At 48.4% G+C, this 18,199-nt stretch carries 19 protein-coding genes and 1 tRNA gene; 8 read left to right on the top strand and 12 right to left on the bottom strand.

Annotated features, from left to right (window positions below):
• Positions 1-269: 269 nt before the first annotated feature.
• Positions 270-458, bottom strand: coding sequence for a CsbD family protein (locus tag AC5I6P_RS23070; protein WP_495696108.1), 189 nt, complete (start codon positions 456-458; stop codon positions 270-272).
• 537 nt (positions 459-995) lie between these two features.
• Here AC5I6P_RS23070 and AC5I6P_RS23075 point away from each other — a divergent pair.
• A complete protein-coding gene (locus AC5I6P_RS23075) occupies positions 996-1,412 on the top strand; it encodes a hypothetical protein (protein ID WP_495696109.1) in 417 nt (138 codons plus the stop codon).
• Between the two features lie 344 nt (positions 1,413-1,756).
• On the opposite strand, the gene AC5I6P_RS23080 is transcribed toward AC5I6P_RS23075, so the two are convergent.
• Positions 1,757-2,605 (bottom strand): universal stress protein, encoded by an 849-nt coding sequence (locus AC5I6P_RS23080; RefSeq protein ID WP_495696110.1) that lies wholly within the window; start codon positions 2,603-2,605, stop codon positions 1,757-1,759.
• Positions 2,606-2,726: 121 nt separating this feature from the next.
• On the opposite strand from AC5I6P_RS23080, the gene AC5I6P_RS23085 reads away from it, so the two are divergent.
• Complete coding sequence (locus AC5I6P_RS23085) at positions 2,727-3,206, top strand: acyl-CoA thioesterase (RefSeq protein WP_495696111.1); 480 nt, start codon at positions 2,727-2,729, stop codon at positions 3,204-3,206.
• A 70-nt stretch (positions 3,207-3,276) separates the two neighbouring features.
• Here AC5I6P_RS23085 and AC5I6P_RS23090 read toward each other — a convergent pair whose 3' ends face one another.
• The 4 genes from AC5I6P_RS23090 to AC5I6P_RS23105 form a co-directional block, all read right to left on the bottom strand.
• Positions 3,277-4,278 carry a DMT family transporter gene (locus tag AC5I6P_RS23090; RefSeq protein WP_495696112.1) on the bottom strand — a complete coding sequence of 334 codons (1,002 nt, stop codon included), beginning with the start codon at positions 4,276-4,278 and terminating at the stop codon, positions 3,277-3,279.
• An 813-nt stretch (positions 4,279-5,091) separates the two neighbouring features.
• Positions 5,092-6,816, bottom strand: coding sequence for an ABC transporter ATP-binding protein (locus AC5I6P_RS23095; protein ID WP_495696113.1), 1,725 nt, complete (start codon positions 6,814-6,816; stop codon positions 5,092-5,094).
• A 67-nt stretch (positions 6,817-6,883) separates the two neighbouring features.
• On the bottom strand, positions 6,884-7,114 hold the full coding sequence (locus AC5I6P_RS23100; protein WP_495696114.1) for a hypothetical protein: 231 nt from the start codon (positions 7,112-7,114) through the stop codon (positions 6,884-6,886).
• Between the two features lie 278 nt (positions 7,115-7,392).
• A tRNA-Arg gene (locus AC5I6P_RS23105) sits at positions 7,393-7,465 on the bottom strand.
• 364 nt (positions 7,466-7,829) lie between these two features.
• Between AC5I6P_RS23105 and AC5I6P_RS23110 the strand changes: the two genes are divergently transcribed.
• The 3 genes from AC5I6P_RS23110 (at position 7,830) to AC5I6P_RS23120 (ending at position 10,586) form a co-directional block, all read left to right on the top strand.
• Positions 7,830-8,504, top strand: coding sequence for an Npun_F0813 family protein (locus AC5I6P_RS23110; RefSeq protein ID WP_495696115.1), 675 nt, complete (start codon positions 7,830-7,832; stop codon positions 8,502-8,504).
• 85 nt (positions 8,505-8,589) lie between these two features.
• Positions 8,590-9,696 carry a hypothetical protein gene (locus AC5I6P_RS23115; RefSeq protein ID WP_495696116.1) on the top strand — a complete coding sequence of 369 codons (1,107 nt, stop codon included), beginning with the start codon at positions 8,590-8,592 and terminating at the stop codon, positions 9,694-9,696.
• Positions 9,697-9,968: 272 nt separating this feature from the next.
• Entirely contained in the window at positions 9,969-10,586 is a 618-nt protein-coding gene (locus AC5I6P_RS23120; protein WP_495696117.1) for a DUF1003 domain-containing protein, read from the top strand.
• A 79-nt stretch (positions 10,587-10,665) separates the two neighbouring features.
• On the opposite strand, the gene crtO is transcribed toward AC5I6P_RS23120, so the two are convergent.
• The 4 genes from crtO to AC5I6P_RS23140 all read right to left on the bottom strand — a co-directional run bounded on the left by crtO (position 10,666) and on the right by AC5I6P_RS23140 (position 14,295).
• On the bottom strand, positions 10,666-12,360 hold the full coding sequence (gene crtO, locus AC5I6P_RS23125; RefSeq protein ID WP_495696118.1) for a beta-carotene ketolase CrtO: 1,695 nt from the start codon (positions 12,358-12,360) through the stop codon (positions 10,666-10,668).
• A gap of 95 nt (positions 12,361-12,455) precedes the next feature.
• Positions 12,456-13,496 (bottom strand): bifunctional heptose 7-phosphate kinase/heptose 1-phosphate adenyltransferase, encoded by a 1,041-nt coding sequence (locus tag AC5I6P_RS23130; protein WP_495696119.1) that lies wholly within the window; start codon positions 13,494-13,496, stop codon positions 12,456-12,458.
• A 99-nt stretch (positions 13,497-13,595) separates the two neighbouring features.
• Positions 13,596-13,763 (bottom strand): hypothetical protein, encoded by a 168-nt coding sequence (locus AC5I6P_RS23135; protein ID WP_495696120.1) that lies wholly within the window; start codon positions 13,761-13,763, stop codon positions 13,596-13,598.
• A 118-nt stretch (positions 13,764-13,881) separates the two neighbouring features.
• Positions 13,882-14,295: a hypothetical protein gene (locus AC5I6P_RS23140; protein WP_495696121.1), complete on the bottom strand. Its 414-nt coding sequence runs from the start codon at positions 14,293-14,295 to the stop codon at positions 13,882-13,884.
• 227 nt (positions 14,296-14,522) lie between these two features.
• Here AC5I6P_RS23140 and folD point away from each other — a divergent pair, with 227 nt between their 5' ends.
• The 3 genes from folD to AC5I6P_RS23155 all read left to right on the top strand — a co-directional run bounded on the left by folD (position 14,523) and on the right by AC5I6P_RS23155 (position 17,024).
• Complete coding sequence (gene folD, locus AC5I6P_RS23145) at positions 14,523-15,392, top strand: bifunctional methylenetetrahydrofolate dehydrogenase/methenyltetrahydrofolate cyclohydrolase FolD (RefSeq protein WP_495696122.1); 870 nt, start codon at positions 14,523-14,525, stop codon at positions 15,390-15,392.
• Positions 15,393-15,513: 121 nt separating this feature from the next.
• Complete coding sequence (gene crtE / locus AC5I6P_RS23150; protein WP_495696123.1) at positions 15,514-16,437, top strand: geranylgeranyl diphosphate synthase CrtE; 924 nt, start codon at positions 15,514-15,516, stop codon at positions 16,435-16,437.
• 107 nt (positions 16,438-16,544) lie between these two features.
• Positions 16,545-17,024: a divergent PAP2 family protein gene (locus AC5I6P_RS23155; protein WP_495696124.1), complete on the top strand. Its 480-nt coding sequence runs from the start codon at positions 16,545-16,547 to the stop codon at positions 17,022-17,024.
• Between the two features lie 87 nt (positions 17,025-17,111).
• Here AC5I6P_RS23155 and AC5I6P_RS23160 read toward each other — a convergent pair whose 3' ends face one another.
• Both AC5I6P_RS23160 and AC5I6P_RS23165 read right to left on the bottom strand, forming a co-directional pair.
• Positions 17,112-17,855: a hypothetical protein gene (locus AC5I6P_RS23160; protein WP_495696125.1), complete on the bottom strand. Its 744-nt coding sequence runs from the start codon at positions 17,853-17,855 to the stop codon at positions 17,112-17,114.
• A gap of 17 nt (positions 17,856-17,872) precedes the next feature.
• Entirely contained in the window at positions 17,873-18,199 is a 327-nt protein-coding gene (locus AC5I6P_RS23165) for an MgPME-cyclase complex family protein (protein WP_495696126.1), read from the bottom strand.

Raw genomic sequence — 18,199 nt, forward strand, 5'->3', positions numbered from 1 at the left:
GAGTCAATGAATGGGCATCTAGCTGAAGAGTTAAGTTGCGGTTAAGAAGAAACAGAAATTGGGGCAATTGCCCTCAGGAGCTTAGCAGAGCTATTTTTTCTGAAGTTGCGCTTTGTGCTAGGTGCGGCAATACCCAAAACTATTAGAATTCACACATCCTTCGATGCCGCGCTTGTAAAGACGCGATTAATCGCGTCTTTACAAGCGCGGCATCGAAGCTGATCAACAGGTCTACAACACTACCGAATCGCGGATACGAAGCGCAGAAATTACACTTGGTCTACGTCACGCTTAAAGTCATCTTTGATATCTTCTTTGACATGACGAGCCGCCGCTTCTACTTGCTTTGCTTTCCCTGCCATTTGATCTTTAGGATCACCTGTTATCTCACCTACAGCTTCTTGCACTTTGCCTTCAATGTTTTTAGCTGCTGCCTTCGCTCTTTCTTCTAAGCTCATGACATTACTCCTTAATTGATTTGATTTTAGATACTTAATTTAGTGATAGTTACTGACTTATCAGAAGAGCATTAACTCAGAGGTAAATAACTCAAAGATAAACTAGCTCATTCCGCCTAGTCCATTTTCTCTTCTGATAATTAAAAAAGTAGTGGGGTTTGCTCTCTAAAGCATCAATCTACAGAAATAAATCTTTAAGCGATCGCGGTTATAAAACTCCTACTCAAGCATGAGGTGAGATTGCGATCGCAGTTAACTTTACCTTAATGCATTTCTATCCAAAGGGGGGCATAGTTGAGTCAGAATGTCTGATAGGTTAGGACGTATAAAAGTTACATGAATAGAAAATTCAATACATTTAGACATGTAACAACAATTGTTTGGTACACATAAATCAATAAAACTAAGCATGGTAAACGTAAGGCTTACTGAGCGAGGTTTTTGTGTGTTCACTGTTGTTTAATCACTGTTAGGAACCAACTAAGTTTTGTTACGGTTTCGCCTGAATGTAAACTAATCATTACAAGTGAGAAAATTATGAGTCAAGATTCTAGCAACACTAAAACAACTGCTACCGATTCAGCAGAACGGATGCAAGACGATCATTACGATCGCGGGATTGTTCCAGCAGAGACGGCAGCTCGTAGGGAACGAGAAGGCGATCAATTCAAGACGACTCCGACTGAAGAGAGAGAAGCGAGTGCCGCAACAGACGATCAGACGGATAATGAGAGCGTACATACAACTGATGGATATACGGTTGATAAGGAAGGACTGGTGAACAACTACGCCGTCGAGCCGGAAATGTATTACGAGGTTCCGGGCGATGCAAAACAAGCAGAAGCGGAAGCAGAAGCAGAGCGCGTTGAAGAGTACCACGAAATCAATCAGGATGAAAAAGGGAAGCTAACCACGGAGGGCGATCAGCGCGGCAAAGGGCCGGGAGCGGTCTAAGCGTTAGGGCATCATAAGCAACGTTTCGGGAGCAACGTTGCCGAAAAAGGGTAAAGGATAAACTATCCCCTCTCAACGTTCATCCTTGATCAAGATTACGCCGCTAAATGCTGAAGCGATGGTTAGACTACACATCTAACCATCGCTTCGTCTATGCCACAAGTGAACTCGCATCTAGCATCAGGTACAACACGCAGAGTGGCAGCGGATGAGTAGCGGATGCCTTGCAATGCTCCGCAACTAATGGGTGAGATTAACAGGATGAAATCAACAACTCATTCACTATATTCTGACAGCCGCTACTCATCCGCTGCTAATGGAGAATCATTAACTCAAAGCGCAACCTATCCTACTGTTCTGGTTAATAAAATCGGACAGTTTGCATAAACTCGAACATAGTCAGATAGCGAGGTACCCAACAAGCGATCGAGGTCTGGTAATCCTTTCGCGATCGAGGGACGACGATCGGGCGATCCAAGCATCAGCAGATCGGTTTTAACTTCCTCTGCCACTCGGCAAATTGCTTCTCCCGCTTTACCCGTTGTCACAATGCAGCGATAGTTGATGCCTAAGCGTTTAGCATCTGCGATCGCGCTGGCAAACACTGGATCTTTTTCAGCCTCTGCGCCTTTTTTATCGGCTGTCACTTTTGGATCAGCACTGACGTTCACTAAATTGAGTTGTCCGCCCTGAATGTCACGCAATAGAAATAGAGCAAGATTGAGGCAGTGTTTTGCGGCTTCCGATTTGTCGAGCGCAACGGTAATCCGGCTTAGGTTTCGAACATAGATATCATCTTTTACCAGCAGCATCGGGCGCGAGGTCAACTGAAACACATACTGACTAACAGAATTTTCTAAAATCGAGACGAGCCGCTTTAGACCGCGCGACCCCATGATGATTAAGTCAGCATCAATTTCATCTGCAACCTTAAGAACAACGTCTTTCGGGTCGCCCTGGCGGAGAATGGCAGTCATCCGGCTCGGGTCAAGCTTAAGCGATTCAACGGCTTTTCCTAACAGCTTTCCGCCTTCTTCCCAACGCTGCGACATCGCCTCAGACGTGACCTGTTCGGGAACAACATGCAGTACCGTTACCGATGCACGCTGAATCGATGGAATCTCCATCAGCGCTTTTAACATCTCTTCGGAGTGTCCGGTTCCTGAATCAGCCAGTAAAATTTTTTCTATCATCGCATTACCTCGGTTTAATTAGACTAGAGCAAAGCGGAAACATATCGCTCAACAGTAATCCTGTGAACTACACTTTCCGTTACTCATAGTCAGGTCTAGTCGTGATTTTTGTAGGACGATCGTGAACGTGACAGAACAATCTCAACTCCCCACTTCCAACATTATCCAACCTTCGTTGTCTGTCGTTGCAGAAGATTGGTTTAAGTATTTGGTGAAAGTCCATCCTCACCATACTGACTACGCGGGCATAGTTTGGCATGGAACCTATTTGACCTGGATGGAAGAAGCTCGTATTGAATGTTTACGATCGCTGGGAATTGAGTTTGCCGATTTGGTCGCTGCGGGCTGCAATCTCCCTGTAATTGAAGCATCCCTTCGCTATCACCAACCGATGCGAATGGGCATGGAGGCAATTGTTAAGACCCGGATTGGGGATATGGAAGGCGTCAGAATTCACTGCGATTACCAGATTCAATCGCTCAACGGCGAGGTGCTGTTTCTAACGGGTCGAATTACGCTGGTGGCCGTGGATTTGCAGAATGGAAAGGTGATGCGACGGTTGCCGCCGAACATGAAAGACGCATTGGAGAAAATGAGATAATAGCTTAACATTTACTATGTATTAAGGGTTTACTGGGCGTCTAGGGCTGGTGCTGCTAGTTCTAAAGTACTTATCCTTTCAGGCTTGGCGAAACCAGTTCAGATGGCCCATTGAATAAAGCATCATCTTGGCGCTCTTTATCAATGCCTTGACTAGACTTTGCTAAATAGATCCCAATTAAGACTAAGCCAAACGCTAGTCCACTGGCGACGCTAATCTGTTCGGCAAATATTATCCAGGCAAAAATTGCCGTCAGAATCGGATCGAGCAGCAGAAACACCGCAACAAAACCTGCCGAAAAGCGCTTCAGGTTGTGAGCCTGAAGACTTTGCCCAATGACTTGACAAATCACACTCATCGCGATCACGCATATCCAACCCGACCCAGTGTTGGGAAACACAGGTTCTCCGGTTAGCAATACAATTGGCAAGGTTAAAACAGCTCCGATCGCAGAACACCACAGCAGAATGGTTGAGGCAGAAAATCGGGTTCGTAAGTGTTCGACCAACATCAGATTGGCTGCCGATAGCACGGCTGATCCGATCGCGGCGGCATCGCCGACGAAGTGTTCACCGGAAACTTGCCAATCTTGTACTGCAATCAAGCCCGCTCCGCCAAGCGCGAGCGCCATCCCGACTAAAAAACGGTTGTCAAACCGTTGTCTCAAAAACAGCCATCCCCCGATCGTAGTAAATAAAGGCGTCACGTTATGAAATAAGTTGGAGTTGGCCACTCCAGTCTGGGTCAGTGACCAAGCCCACGCGAGTAGTGTCCCGACAAACGTGCAGGACATCGCGATTAGCAGAAGTAACGTTTGCCCTGTAAAGGGTTGTGGTGGTGCAACAGCAGGCGGTCGGCGGTGCATCGTGATCACTTGTCCCACGCCCAGTACGATCGCTCCGACCCAGAATCGGTTAAAAATGGTTGAATTCGGTCCTAAACTTTCTTCGTTTAATCGAATAAAAATAGCAGCAGAGGAAAGGGCAAAAATCGCCAGAAGCAGAGTCGTCAGATCGATGAAGGTGATAGGCTGCCACTCTACCTTCTGTGACAGTCGTAGTTGATGGGTCATGATTCAGTGCCTAAAAGCTGTCTATAACACCCCTCATCCTTTAGGCAAAGCGTTAATTCATAGGGATTACGTACATTCATCAAAAATTTGCCTCCGTGTCTCACGTTTAGAGAGCAGATAATCTTCCGAACTTGAGGATTTTGGAGGGAGAATGCGTACGTTCTGACTTAAGTTAACTCTTCGCGAGTTAACTAAGCTAGGGCTAGAATGCTTCGTGGATGGGAATAGCTCTTATTATTGTTGCATTTTAGGTACACAAAACACGCACCAAGAAATGAATTCCACCATCATTCTTTATTTGTGTGTAGAAATGATTTGTATGTAGAAATGCCGTGTCGCGATTAGCGCAAAACGCAATTTTGGAGAGAATGGCTTTGCCACATTCTAAGCGACGGTGAATCGTGAGAAATATCTGCAATCGCTACTCCTGGTGTCGTCCACTTCGATAAGAGAGGAACCTGCGGCTTGAAGGACACAACATGCATATATACACCTTGTACAGATTTGGTCTATCAGCAGACAGATAGATAGATTTTTCAATCGTTAGAACAGCAGAATTCAAACGTTGATACTAATGAGAATTGAACAAAGTCCAAAAGTAAACGAAATAGTTAGCAATTTAGCATTTATGTCGCATCTCTTATGACTAAGCTTGTGCCTTCAGGCTACAAGTTGAGAGAAATGCTAATCACTTCAGCATCAGAATTAGAAACAGAACCTACATTGCTAACCACAACATAATAGTTCTCGTCAATCATGTCTTCAGCTTGGCAGCGAATGAATTAAATCTGCTGCCAAGCTGAATTTTCTAATTCAACTAAACTGCTGAGCGTAAAACCCTGCGTATCTTCCACCTTCGGCAATCAGTTCCTGATGCGTGCCAGATTCAACTACCCGGCCTTTTTCTAATACCAAAATCCGATCAACCCGCCGTACTGTTGCCAATCGATGGGCAATAATGAAAACTGTTCGGCTCTCCATAATGCGTTCTAGGGCTTCTTGTACCAGCGCCTCAGATTCAGAATCGAGCGCAGACGTGGCTTCATCGAGAATCAGAATGCGGGGATTAAGCAAGACGGCTCGTGCGATCGCGAGTCGTTGCCGTTGTCCGCCCGACAAATTCACGCCGCGCTCACCGACCCAGGTGTTATAGCCGTCGGGAAACTGACTAATGAATTGATGAGCATTGGCAATCTTCGCGGCTTCCTTCACCACCTCTAGGTCAAATTTAGCCTGTCCAAACGCGATGTTTTGCGCGATCGTGCCCGTAAACAAAGTCGTTTCTTGCGGCACGATCCCGATCTGCCGTCGCAAACTTTTGAGCGAAATATCTCGGATGTCAATGCCGTCTACCCGAATTTCTCCCGCTTGCGGATCGTAAAAGCGAGGAATTAAATTGACGAGCGTAGTTTTTCCGGCTCCAGAAGTTCCAACCAACGCCACCATTTCTCCTGGCAGCACCCGCAAATTTAAATCTTGCAATACAGGTCTGCCAATTTGATAGGCAAAACTGACCTGATCAAATTCAACTTTGCCATTGACAGACGGGAGTGAGGAAGCGTTCGGTTTTTCGACAATAGAAGGCTTTAAGTTGAGCAACTCAAAGATGCGATCGACCGAGGCTTCTCCCTGCTTAAACTCGTTGTAATTATTGGTCACCGTCGCGATCGGCTCAAACAAAATCACCACTGCCACAATGTAGCTAATAAAGCCACTTCCGGTTAAGTTGCCTTGAGCGATCTGAATCCCGCCGACCATCAACAGCGACAGCATACTCAACGCTTCTAAAAAGCCCACCACTGGGTATTGAATCGCTCTAAGCCGCTCGGTTCCATATTTGGCTTGCCAATTGCGCCTCGCCGCATGATTAAACCGCTCAATCGAGTAGTCTTCTGCCGCAAACGCCTGAACGAGCCGAATCCCGCTAAACATCTCAATCAGCAGTGCCGACAGATCCGAAACCCGATTTTGGCTCCGGTAAGAGAGCGATCGCAGTTTCTCACCAAACCAGGCAATCAGAAACGCCATTAGGGGAGCCACAATTAGCGTTGCAAGCGTTAACTGCCAGTTGAGAATCACCATGTAAATCAGCATGATCACCAACCGCAGCACGTTTGGCACAAACTGATGAAACACCTTATTGATCACTTCGCCGATGCGATCAACATCCTCCGTCAGTCGATACGCCAAATCCCCTGTTTGCGCCGTTTCAAAATAGCTCAGACTCAACTGTTGAATATGGGCATACGCCTGTTGCCGCAGTTGCAGCGCAATGGATAACGCCGCCTTTGCCATCAGCGTATCCTGTCCGTACTGAACCAGCTTTTGGCTCCCCCAAACTAGGGCAGCGAAACCTGCTAGTTGAGCCACGGCACTCACTTTTCCCGCCGCGATCAACTCAGACATCTGCTGAGCCAGCCATGCCAAAATGGGCCACGTCGCCGTAAAGACCAGAGTACAGGCCATCGCTTGTGCAATGGTTTTCCACTGAGGGCGCACGTAGGGAAGAATCTGCCAGTAGCTAGAGCGATGTTTCAAGGTCGGTTAGATTGTCGGTCTTGGTAGATATGAAAAACAGACGGCAATAATGAGACAACAATAATCATTAGGATAATCGGCAAGGGGTACTTGTCGAGTTGCTCGGCAGGCAGAATTTGTCCCAAAAAGTGGCCGAGGAGCGTAACGCCAAAACAAACAGCAGGCTGTCTCCCGGCAAGAAAAACCCTATCAGCAACCCAGACTCTGCAAAGATAATCCCCAAAATGACAAACAAACCGTCCCAGAACCCTAAGTACTCGATCGTTTGCTGTAGGTGTGGTACATCAAAGAAGTTCATGCTTTCCTCATCTCAAATTTCATGACGGGCGATGTCGTTGCTTTGTGCCACAACGCAAATTCCTCCCTTACAAACTACGAATTCTAACCTCCTCTTCAGGACACCATGACTCATTCATGACCTACCCATGACTCATTGTGATGGAATTCGCCTCAATCCGTTCTTTCAAAATATCAGCAGTGTCTCACGAAACCGCAGAACTTCTACTAAAGTCAAGGTTTCTCTAAACTCAAGGTTCTTTAAGCTTAAATTTTCTGTAATTAATTTTTTCTCATCAACGGGTACTACAGGGTTCGAACCTGTGACCGACCGCTTAGAAGGCGGTTGCTCTATCCACTGAGCTAAGTACCCAAGGGGAAATGTATTTAAATATAATAGACGGCTCTGGAGGAATTGGAAACCAGGGTAGACAGAACACCAATGACAGAGCCTCCCTTTGAGAAGAATTTTTGGAGTGAAAATAGAAAACTTAACATCTCTCAATCTACAAGTCTTAATCTACAAGATGGCTCGGATTTTATAAGGCGTATGTAAATCGAGCGCTAGAAAAAGGGAATTCAAAGGTGTGAGACATTTGTTCTGAAACATGTGTGCAATGACACGCTGCTGAGTCCAATGACTGAATTGCCGCGTCAATTCCAACGATCGCAGGCATAATGGCAACTGTTTACGGGGATCGTGTCTCGCAATCCCATACCCCTCCTCTAGCTGTTTTATGTTCATCCTGAAACGGCAGGATGTTGAAATCACCAGCATTCAACATCCTAAACGTGATCAAAAAGTTCCGATTCTGTCCTATCAGGGGCAGACCTTTCGACTTATCAGTGTGTTCCAAGCCAACCAAGAGGAAGAGGCAAGGGCATTTTGGCGCGAGCTAACCGATAACCAAGGGAAAGCCTGCGTTTTATTAGAAGAACCAGAACGCTATAGTGTTTGGGGCAAAATTCGCCTCGATCAGTTAGGCAACGAAGCAGCCCCTAGCGGTGTTGTTGGAGGGGTGACACCCACCGTATTTACTCAAGCCTGTCTGCTGATGCTGCAAGCGGTGTATATCGATATCGAAGATTTTATGGGTACCAAGCAAGCGGCAACCTTTCAGAAAGAAATGGCAGATGTCTTCTCGAAAGGGCGATTTCCTGAAGCAGAGACTCCAGAGGCAATCAAACATCTGCTGACTGTTGACCCACTCAACAGTCAGCAAACTCCTGTTTGGCAAGATAAGCATTTGAGTGTGCTGCTGCAAGAGCTGCATCGTCTCAGCAAATCCTATTTTGGTAAGTCTCCTTTTGTATCCCGCATTTTAGAGGCTCTGCAAGATTTATCACCGAGCGATCGCACTCAGTTTCTAAATTGGATGCGCCAATCGCCCGTCGGTAAGTTATGGCAGTAGTGACAAACAGTTCATTTAAGGGATAGCTGTTTTTACGCTAGGACTCACCCAAACCCATTCCCCTTGTTCTATTGAAAATCAACGTATGAGTAGTTCACTAGGAAAATCTGCGACCAAATTTGCATCGGTGCAAACGATTGTGTTTGCAGAAATCATTTGGGCGGTCTTAGCCCTGCTATTTTTTCTGTTGTTTAGTGTTGCTGATCCTGGCAAAGACCGCGAAAGTTGGTACCTCTTGGGAACCGCCGTGTTTGAAATTGCGGCGTTTGCCTCAGCCGCTATCTTGTGTTTTAGAAATTGGCTGAGTCCACAGATTGTGAGTGGTCGTCGAGTTTGGCTGGGCATTGGGTTAGGAATGCTGTTCTATGTGCTTGGCAGCATTTTATTTACTGTGTGGGAAGTCGGATTCAACCAAGAGCCTGATGTCTCTCCGGGCGATTTCTTTTACATTCTCACTTACCTTTGTCTGGGTTGGGGAATGGTCATGGCATTCGCCGATCGTCGCCTCAATTTAGAACTATGGCAGTGGGGTGTTGTTGCTGGGATTGCCGCTGTGAATATTGCGCTGGCAACTTCGATTACGATCGCGGGCAATGCTCAGGATGCTCCTCAAGCCGATCTATTTGGCATCGCTCCAGTTTCGGCACAAACGGCTCCGGTGAAGCCTCAAAAACCTGTTGTGGCGTCACCAAAACCTAGCACTCTAGCCTCTCCGAGAGTATCCGTCACGCCTAGCTCAAGTCCTGCGCCACAACTCAGCCCGCTGCCGAGTCCGTCTGGTGGGGTGGCTCCAAAGATTCCTTCTAAAGCAGAGGAGCTTAAACAACCTGTACCAGAATGGGTGAACGCGATCGAAGACGGGCTCAAACCTCTGAAAGCCTTTGTCAATTACTTCTACGTCATTGCCGATGTGTTTATCATTATTATTGCAACGACGTTGTTGCTTGCCTTCTGGGGCGGGCGATTCTCGCAATCGTGGCGAATGATTGCGGCGGCAGCGTTCTCGCTTTACATTGCTGATATGTGGCTGAAGTACGCGACCAGTCCTCTGTTTCCGGGCTACCCTGACTATCAAAGTGGCGGATTGCTAGAAGTATTTTGGGTGTTTAGTGCTGTTTTGTTTGGCATTGGTGCGGCGCTTGAGTATGACCTCAGCCGATCGCGTCGGACGGGAGGACGGCGAAGAGCTTGACGTTATCAGAAAAATTCTACGGCGGCGATTCAACTTTTCGGCATTCCTACGATTGGGGATGCCTTTGTCGTGATAAACGATTTTTGATCAGATCAAGGCTTTTTTCGGCAAATAAGTACTCGGTGAGATTTTCTGCGGCAGTGTCAACTTCTCGATCTCAAGTCCCTCGCAGCTTGTCTCTAGCGATCGTAAAGTTCAGCCTTAGGCTTCTAGCGGCATAGCTCGATCGAGGCTTACCTTAAGGGCGTATCTTTTGGTCGTTATTATTAAACATGGCAACTAGAAAAGGCTTCTCTATGTTTGGTCGCCGCGCCGCCCCGCGAAACATTCTTCCAACGGCTCCCCTCCCCGATCCAATTGGTGAAACCATCCAGACGATTATTGCGCTGCAAACCAAAGCAGAACGAGATGTTGCCCCTCATCAACGTAGAGTTGAACTCATCACTGGTTTTTTTGGGCGTCCTGCTTTTTTATACGGACTGATGGCTGCGATCGCGCTTTGGCTACTTCCCAATCTTTTGCCTGCCGCGTGGGGCATTCCTCACTTTGATCCCCCACCGTTTGAGGGACTCGACAAAACGATTAGCATTGTCTCGCTGCTGATGACGGCTGGCGTGTTAGTGCGGCAAAGTCGGCAAGAGTATTTAGCTGAACAACGCGCTCAACTCAGCTTACAACTGAACCTTTTGGCTGAGCAGAAAATTGCAAAAGTGATTGCCCTAGTAGAGGAACTCCGACAAGATTTACCGGAGGTCAGCGATCGCTACGATCCGGAGGCAGAGGCGATGCAACAAGCGGTTGATCCACAGACGGTGATTGAAACGCTAGAAGAAACGCTGACAGTGGAATTAGCGCGATTGCAAAACGAATCTAGGCAAGCTGAATCATGACGCTGAGTGCGATTCCGGCGGAGTTATGCCTAGCGCTAATCGTACTGGCGCAAACAGAATCTTTAGAAATCCCATCATCCTAGGAACGACGGAACAGAGAAGAAATTGTAGATTGCACTGATTCTTTAGCATCGCGCAACCTCTGTGTGACGGGTTGCTGCGTGTGCAGAAAGACACGCGCGCAGTTGCGTCCCGGCATCCCTGAAATTGACCCGCCGGGATGGGTTCCAGCTCCTGTCAGAAACAGCCCCTCGATCGGCGTTTTGTAGTTGGCGATTTCGGGTAGAGGACGGAAAAAGATCATTTGGTCTAAAGTCATATCAATGTGATAGTAGTTGCCATTGACTGCCCCTAATCGCTCTCCCAATTCCGCCGGGCTTTCTACCCGCCGCGCGATCGTTGACCGCTTTACATTCGGCGCATACTGAGCCAGTTTGTCAATGCAGCGATCGGCAACCTGATTCTTGATCTCGTCTGTCCAACCTGTCCCGTGTTTGCCTGTCCCTTCCAATCCAGCAATCTTGTAGGGCGCAAAGAACTCGATCCAAACTGTGTGTTTACCGTCTGGAGCCATTGAGGGATCAAGCATCGTTGGTTGTACGACATACATTGATGGATCGTCGTCTGGGATGATGCCTTGGCTCGGATCAGTGTGCGATTTTTCCACGTGCCGCACCGAATCTGCAATCAGCACTGAACCAATTAAGTATTCATCGCGATGATTGTATTGCTCAAATTTCAGTGGCTCTGACATCGCCAGGTCAATTTTGAGAATCGTTTCATTGTTGTTGACAATCCGGCGCTCTAGATGCTCACGCAACGTCGGATCGGCAGCATCGACCTCGGCGGGGTTCAGTAGGTGCAAGAACACGCGCTGAGCATCGATATTTGAGATTACGCCTTTGGTCGCTCGGTACTCCTTACCATTCGCGGTACGGACACCCACAGCACGACCATCATCGATCAGCACTTGCTTCACCTGCTGATCGGTTAAGATCACGCCGCCTAATGTCTTGACCAGATTGAGCAACGCCTGAACCAGTGCCCCTGTGCCCCCTTTGGGTCTTGCCATACCAGGATTGTGCCGCATTGCCATCATGATCATGCCGATGCCTAGCATTTTTTGAGAGGGTGGCGCACCTAGCTCGGCTGCCAGTCGTGCCAGCGGAGCTTTGAGAAATTCTGAATCAAACCATTCGTTGACGACATCTTCTGCGCTGTTGAGCATGGTGCGAATCAGATCCAGGGTCTTGATGGGCGATCCCACAACAGAAACCAGATCTCGAATTTTCTTGAGGTTATAGTTGCCCGCAATATCAATGATTGATTTAGGCGGGGCATTGAACATGGGGGACATTGCGTTCAGCACCTGCTGCCAATACTGAGTGAACTGAGCATAGCGCTCTGCATCGCGCGGGCTGTAGCGGGCAATCTCGGCACAAGTTTTTTCAACCGAGCGATGTCCTAGAAAATACTTTCCGTCAGGATGGGGACAGAAAACGACAGGATCGCAGAACAAATACTCTAGCCCATACTTAGCCAGTTCTAATTCCTCGACGACTGGGCCTAGATGAATGAATTCATGATCAATGGCGCACAGATTAAACTTAAACCCAGGTGCATCTTCGGGTAACACCTCTTCTGTGGTTGCGGCTCCTCCCGGAACGGATCGCTTCTCTAAAAGCAACACGCGGTAACCCGCCTTAAGCAAGTAAGCCGCACAAACCAATCCATTGTGCCCTGCGCCAATAATCACCACATCATAGGTTTCCATGAAAGCCGCCCTAGAACGAATGGAGTTTTAGATTGAAGCAAAATCAATAAATTATCTTCTCGCTGTGGATAGAAATAGGGTAGGAGCAGCAGTTCTTACAGCAACTCGCTCAGTTCAGCTAAAAGGGTTTCTAGCGCGGTTTTGATGGAGATCGCATCTGTCGTTGTCGTGCCAAATTGCCGCACAACAATACTTGCTGCCAAGTTACCCAACACTGCCGCTTCCCATACTGTCGCTCCCGCGCTTAACCCTAATGTCAGCGCTGCTACCACGGTGTCCCCGGCTCCCGTAACATCAAACACCTTAGTGCGATTAAACGCGGGGATATGCTGTTGCGTTCCCTTTTGGTCAAACAGTGTCATGCCCTGTTCGCCGCGCGTGATTAGAATGTGTTCTGCTCCAGTGAGCCGCAGCAGATCGCGCCCTGCCTGAGATAGTGTTTGGGTATCTGTAATCGAATAGCCCACCGCAAGTTCTGCCTCTGGTAGATTGGGGGTGAAGATAAACGCTTTCTGATACTGAGGCATCTGTTTTTGAGAATCAATGATCGTGCGAGAATGCTTCAGCGTCGCCTCGATCACGGGTTTGGTTAACGTTCCATCGCCGTAATCTGAGCAGACGATCGCATCTACAGTATGAATTTGTTCAAAAATGTATTGGGCTAACTGTTGCTGAAGCTCTGGGCTTGGCAGCGCATCGGATTTGCGATCGACTCTAACAATTTGTTGAGTCACAGATTGCCTGGCATGACCCGAAATTCGAGTTTTCGTTACCGTTGGACGATCCGGATCAAGAAAAATTCCGTCTGTATTCACACCAACGGTTTCAAGAAGTTGCTGTAGTGCTTGCCCTTGTAAATCTTTTCCCAGTAATCCAACGGCTTTTACGGTTGCTCCTAGCTTTGCAAAGTTGTAAATCGAATTTGCTCCGCCGCCGGGAACTTGTTGCGTTTCTTCGTGACGCAAGATCAGAACTGGAGCCTCGCGCGAGACTCGTTCGACCCGTCCCGTAAGAAATTCATCTAGCGTTAAGTCACCCACCACTAAAATCGTGGCTTGAGCGAAGTGATCAAGATAAGTGAATAAGCGATCGCGGCTCTGACGCAACCGATCAGTAAATGTAGGATCGAAAGGCATGGTGGGTTAAGTTGCCAGGAACCGACAGAAATTAGATTTGTCGTCAAATAAAACAAGTAAATAGTCGTTTATCTTTCGTTTCCCGACAAATCTCTATAATTATGTCGTATTGCAAGCTGCCTTTTCTGGAGCAGGTCGCTCCCGTCTTTGCAATTTTGTTGCCTCTGCAATAGCCTGATCGAATTGCTGCTGAGCAAACTTTTGGTCTGCGATCGCGTTAATTACTGCTTGTCGGGTTTGCACCAACGCTTCTTGCATTTCAAGCAAAAGCTTCTCTATGCTTGCAAGAGGCTCGTTGGCTTGGTTGATCTGACCTCATTGAGACTCGCCCGAACCTCTAAAGCAGAACAGAAAAGCCCTCTTGATTAAAGGGTCGCGGTTGCAATTACGAGCTACTTTCCACCTTCCGCTGTTCTAAATACACCGTGCTCTGATCTTGTCCACCGACTTGAATTTGCTGCAAGCGAACCGTTCCCTTCACCACGATCGGTGTGCCTTGCATCGGAATCTGATTTGTCGTGACAATCCAGATGCTGCCCGTCTCATCCTTCAACTCATAGGCACGAACACCACCCATCAACGGAGCTTGCGCCCCAACCACACCCCGCACATGCACCGAGAAATGTCTTTTATTTTTCCCAATATCACGAACCTTTGTAATGTTGCCAAAATCAAACACCGATAACATTCGCTCTCCTGGCGAAACCGTTCCAGGAGCCGTAGAACCTGTGCAACTCACCAAACTAGCGAAACAGAGTAAACCGAGACTCTGATGAAGGATCAAAGGAGGGAGACGCATGATCGCTGACTCAGGGTAGGGGAAATTGAGAGTCGAGATAAGCTTCTATCGTCTTTTTGCCATAAGATCGCCCGAATCTGCGAAACTAAGAAAAGTTTGTCAAACGAAGGGCAAACGGCATTAGAACTATTGCATACTCATTGTAAGAAAAGTCTTTCTAGTGTCAATTGTTTCTCAGCATTTTTTGCTGAGATGTCTTTCGTTGTGCTGTTGTCGTTGCGCACCTTATGTCTTCTGTCGCTCAATTACTAGATGGAAAAGCTTTAGCTCTGCGAATGCAAGCGGAGCTAACAGAACAGGTGAAAACCTTGCAAGCTAAGCACGGGCGCGCTCCAGGTTTGGCTGTTTTGATGGTAGGAGACAACCCAGCCAGTGCTGCCTATGTACGCAACAAAGAACGCGCTTGCGAAGCGGTTGGAATTGTGTCCTTCGGCACTCACTTTCCTACTGACACTACGCAAGCAGAACTAGAGCAAGTGATCCAGACTCTCAACCGTGACGATCGCGTGGATGGCATTCTCGTTCAGCTTCCCCTGCCCGACCATCTCGATAGCGTGGCACTGCTCAATCAGATCCATCCTGATAAAGACGCAGATGGCTTGCATCCCATGAACCTCGGTCGTCTTGTGCGCGGAGAACCGGGGTTACGAAGCTGTACGCCCGCAGGCGTGATGCGGCTTTTAGAGGAGTACAACATTGACCTGCAAGGCAAGCAAGCCGTTGTCGTCGGTCGAAGCATTTTAGTCGGCAAACCAATCGCGATGATGCTCTTAGAAGCCGATGCCACCGTGACGATCGCGCACTCGCGATCGCACGATCTTGCCGCACTGTGCCGCAGTGCCGACATTCTAATTGCCGCTGTCGGTCGCCAAAATCTGATCACTGCCAACATGGTAAAACCGGGCGCAGTTGTGGTAGATGTAGGCATCAACCGCATCACTGATGAAGCAGGCAAAAGTCGCCTCGTTGGAGATGTCGATTTTAGTGCAGTGCAAGCGATCGCACGCTACCTCACTCCTGTTCCGGGTGGAGTTGGTGCGATGACTGTGACCATGCTGTTGCACAATACTGTATGGAGTTACTCGCAAAAATTTTAAGAACACCCGCGGCAAGGCTCCGCACCCAGGGACAAGCGTTGAATTTAAGCCGTAATGAACGCTAAACCTCTTCAATTCACCCTCATTCTTCATCCCTTTAAAATCGTTAGAGGCAATCCGCATGATAGCAACCAGTGAGACCCAAACTAATAAAGCCAAATCCTTCGATCTGAAGGCCTATTTAGCCGCACGGCAGCAACTCGTTGAAGCGGCACTCGATCGCAGTCTCCCGGTTATCTATCCTGAACGGATTTATGAGTCGATGCGTTATTCTCTCCTAGCAGGCGGAAAGCGCTTACGCCCGATTCTTTGTCTCGCCACCTGCGAACTTGCAGGCGGCACAATGGAGATGGCCATGCCCACTGCCTGTGCGCTGGAGATGATCCATACCATGTCTCTGATTCACGATGACCTGCCCGCCATGGATAACGACGATTATCGGCGCGGCAAACTGACTAACCACAAGGTGTTTAACGAAGCCGTTGCGATTTTGGCAGGAGACGGACTGTTGGCCTACGCCTTTGAACACATTGCCGAAGAAACTCACAACGTCCCTGCTGATCGATTAATGAAAGTGATTGCTCGTCTTGGCCGGGCAGTCGGTGCAGCGGGGCTTGTTGGGGGTCAAGTCGTCGATCTCGACTGCGAAGGAGCAAAAGACGTTACGATAGAGACCCTGAATTTCATTCACACCCACAAAACGGCGGCCCTATTGGAAACCTCTGTAGTAAGCGGTGCCATTATTGCAGGTGCGTCTGATGAGGATGTACAGCGATTATCCCGCTATTCACAGGCGATCGGGCTTGCCTTCCAGATCGTAGATGACGTGTTGGACATCACCTCATCGTCTGAAGAACTGGGCAAAACGGCGGGCAAGGATGTTTGCGCTGAGAAAGCAACTTACCCTAAGCTATGGGGCGTCGATGAGTCGTGTAAACAAGCCCAAAAGCTGGTTGAACAGGCAAAGTCAGACGTGTCTCCCTACGGCGAAAAAGCCTATCCGCTGATGGCGATCGCAGACTTTATCACGGCTCGAACCAATTGATGGAGAGATGAGGATGAGAGATGAACGTGTAATTTCAGTCTCTTCCAGCATTCAAGCATTTTCTCCAGCACACTCTGTATTTATCCCTCATCCCTCTCTTCCCTTCTATGCAGGACTTTGGCGACATTCTCAATAATCAGGTGCTGCTGATTGCCCTCGTTGCGTGCCTTTCTACTCAAGCGGCGAAATTAATTGTCGAATTGGTTCGACATCGCAAGATCAATTTCCGCGTGCTAGTAGAAACCGGGGGAATGCCAAGTTCCCATTCTGCACTAGTGACGGCGTTAGCAACTGGAGTGGGGCTAACGGACGGATGGGGCAGTACAGAGTTTGCGATCGCAACGATCCTTGCCTTTGTGGTGATGTACGATGCGGCAGGCGTGCGCCAAGCGGCAGGAAAACAAGCTCGGATTTTGAATCAGATTATTGACGAGTTTTTCCAGGGCGAACACCAATTTACTGAAGATCGCTTGAAAGAACTGTTGGGTCACACGCCTTTTCAAGTGATCGTCGGATCGCTTTTAGGAGTGGCCATTTCGATTGCGGGGCAATGGTGGTTTAGCGGTCGTTGGGCCGCGATTCTTTAAAGCTTGACGGAACACCAATTAGGGGTTGTCATAGCCGAGAGAGCGGCACAATTTTAATCTCCCGCCGTTCCTTGCGCGACTCATCGATTAGCTCCCCCCAATTCCTGACAAGCTCACAGATGGCTTGAGCAATACGACCTGACGGCTATCGACCACCGTAGCATTGAAGCCTCGCTCGCTCAGCGATCGCACGATAGAATCCGCAATGCGTTGATCCGTCGTGTGAGCCGCTAACAGAAAAGGCCGTTGTCCGTAAGAAGCCAGACCGATCTGCCGATTCAAGGTCTGGCTTACCTGTGCTGCCACTTCCGGGCGATTGTAGTACTGCACAATCACCGCATAACCCCCTCCTAAGAGTTGTGGGTTGTACGTAGAATTAGCGCTGGAATCCCCTGAATAGCCGCTGGGCGGTGTGCCCCACGGTTGCTGAGCATTGATTGCTCCACCAGTAGAAGGACGAGCCACAAACGCAGACAAACCAACGGTTCCACTAAAGTAATTTGCCCAAGAGGTGGCGGATTCTGCACTGCGGAACCCACCGACCCGCGTCACGGTGTCTTGAAAGTAGTTGCAAATCGTTGAATCTGCGTTGTTGGAGAGCGTGCTACGCACTTTTGCCTGGGCGTCGGCAGATTGGCTCACCACCAGTACCAAGTACTCATCCGATCGCGGCGGTTGACAGGTCGGATAGGCTTGAGCAAGTCCGCTTCGAGCAGACATTAAGACTCCAGCACTCGCAAGAAAAATGCTTAGCGCTCCTCTGGAGCTTGGCAAAGCCAATTGTGCGGCTGCAAGTCGCTTTATGGTACTTCGGCAGTTAAGCTGACTCATGACGGTTTAAAGGGGGCTTAAGAAACAGTTTCTAGAGAGGCCAACGGCTGCGGAATGGTGTCCGAAGGTTGGAATTCTCCAGTGATGACATATTCTAGCCGCAGCTTAAGCCATGTAATAAATGTTTTATCGGTCGAGATAATAGCGGCGGCTGGTTTCGGACATTCGGCTTTGATTGGTGCCATTTCTGGCGCTTCTAGAAAGGCAGGTTGCTTCACCAGCCAGAAGTCAATCTCTTTTTCTTGCTCTCCGTAATTTCGTGTCCGCTCTTTCAACACTTCATAGGTCGGCTCTTCTTCCAACATGAATTTTTGGCTAGCTAAGACGTAGTAGTAAGTTGTCAT

This window comes from Myxacorys sp., from assembly GCF_059501405.1.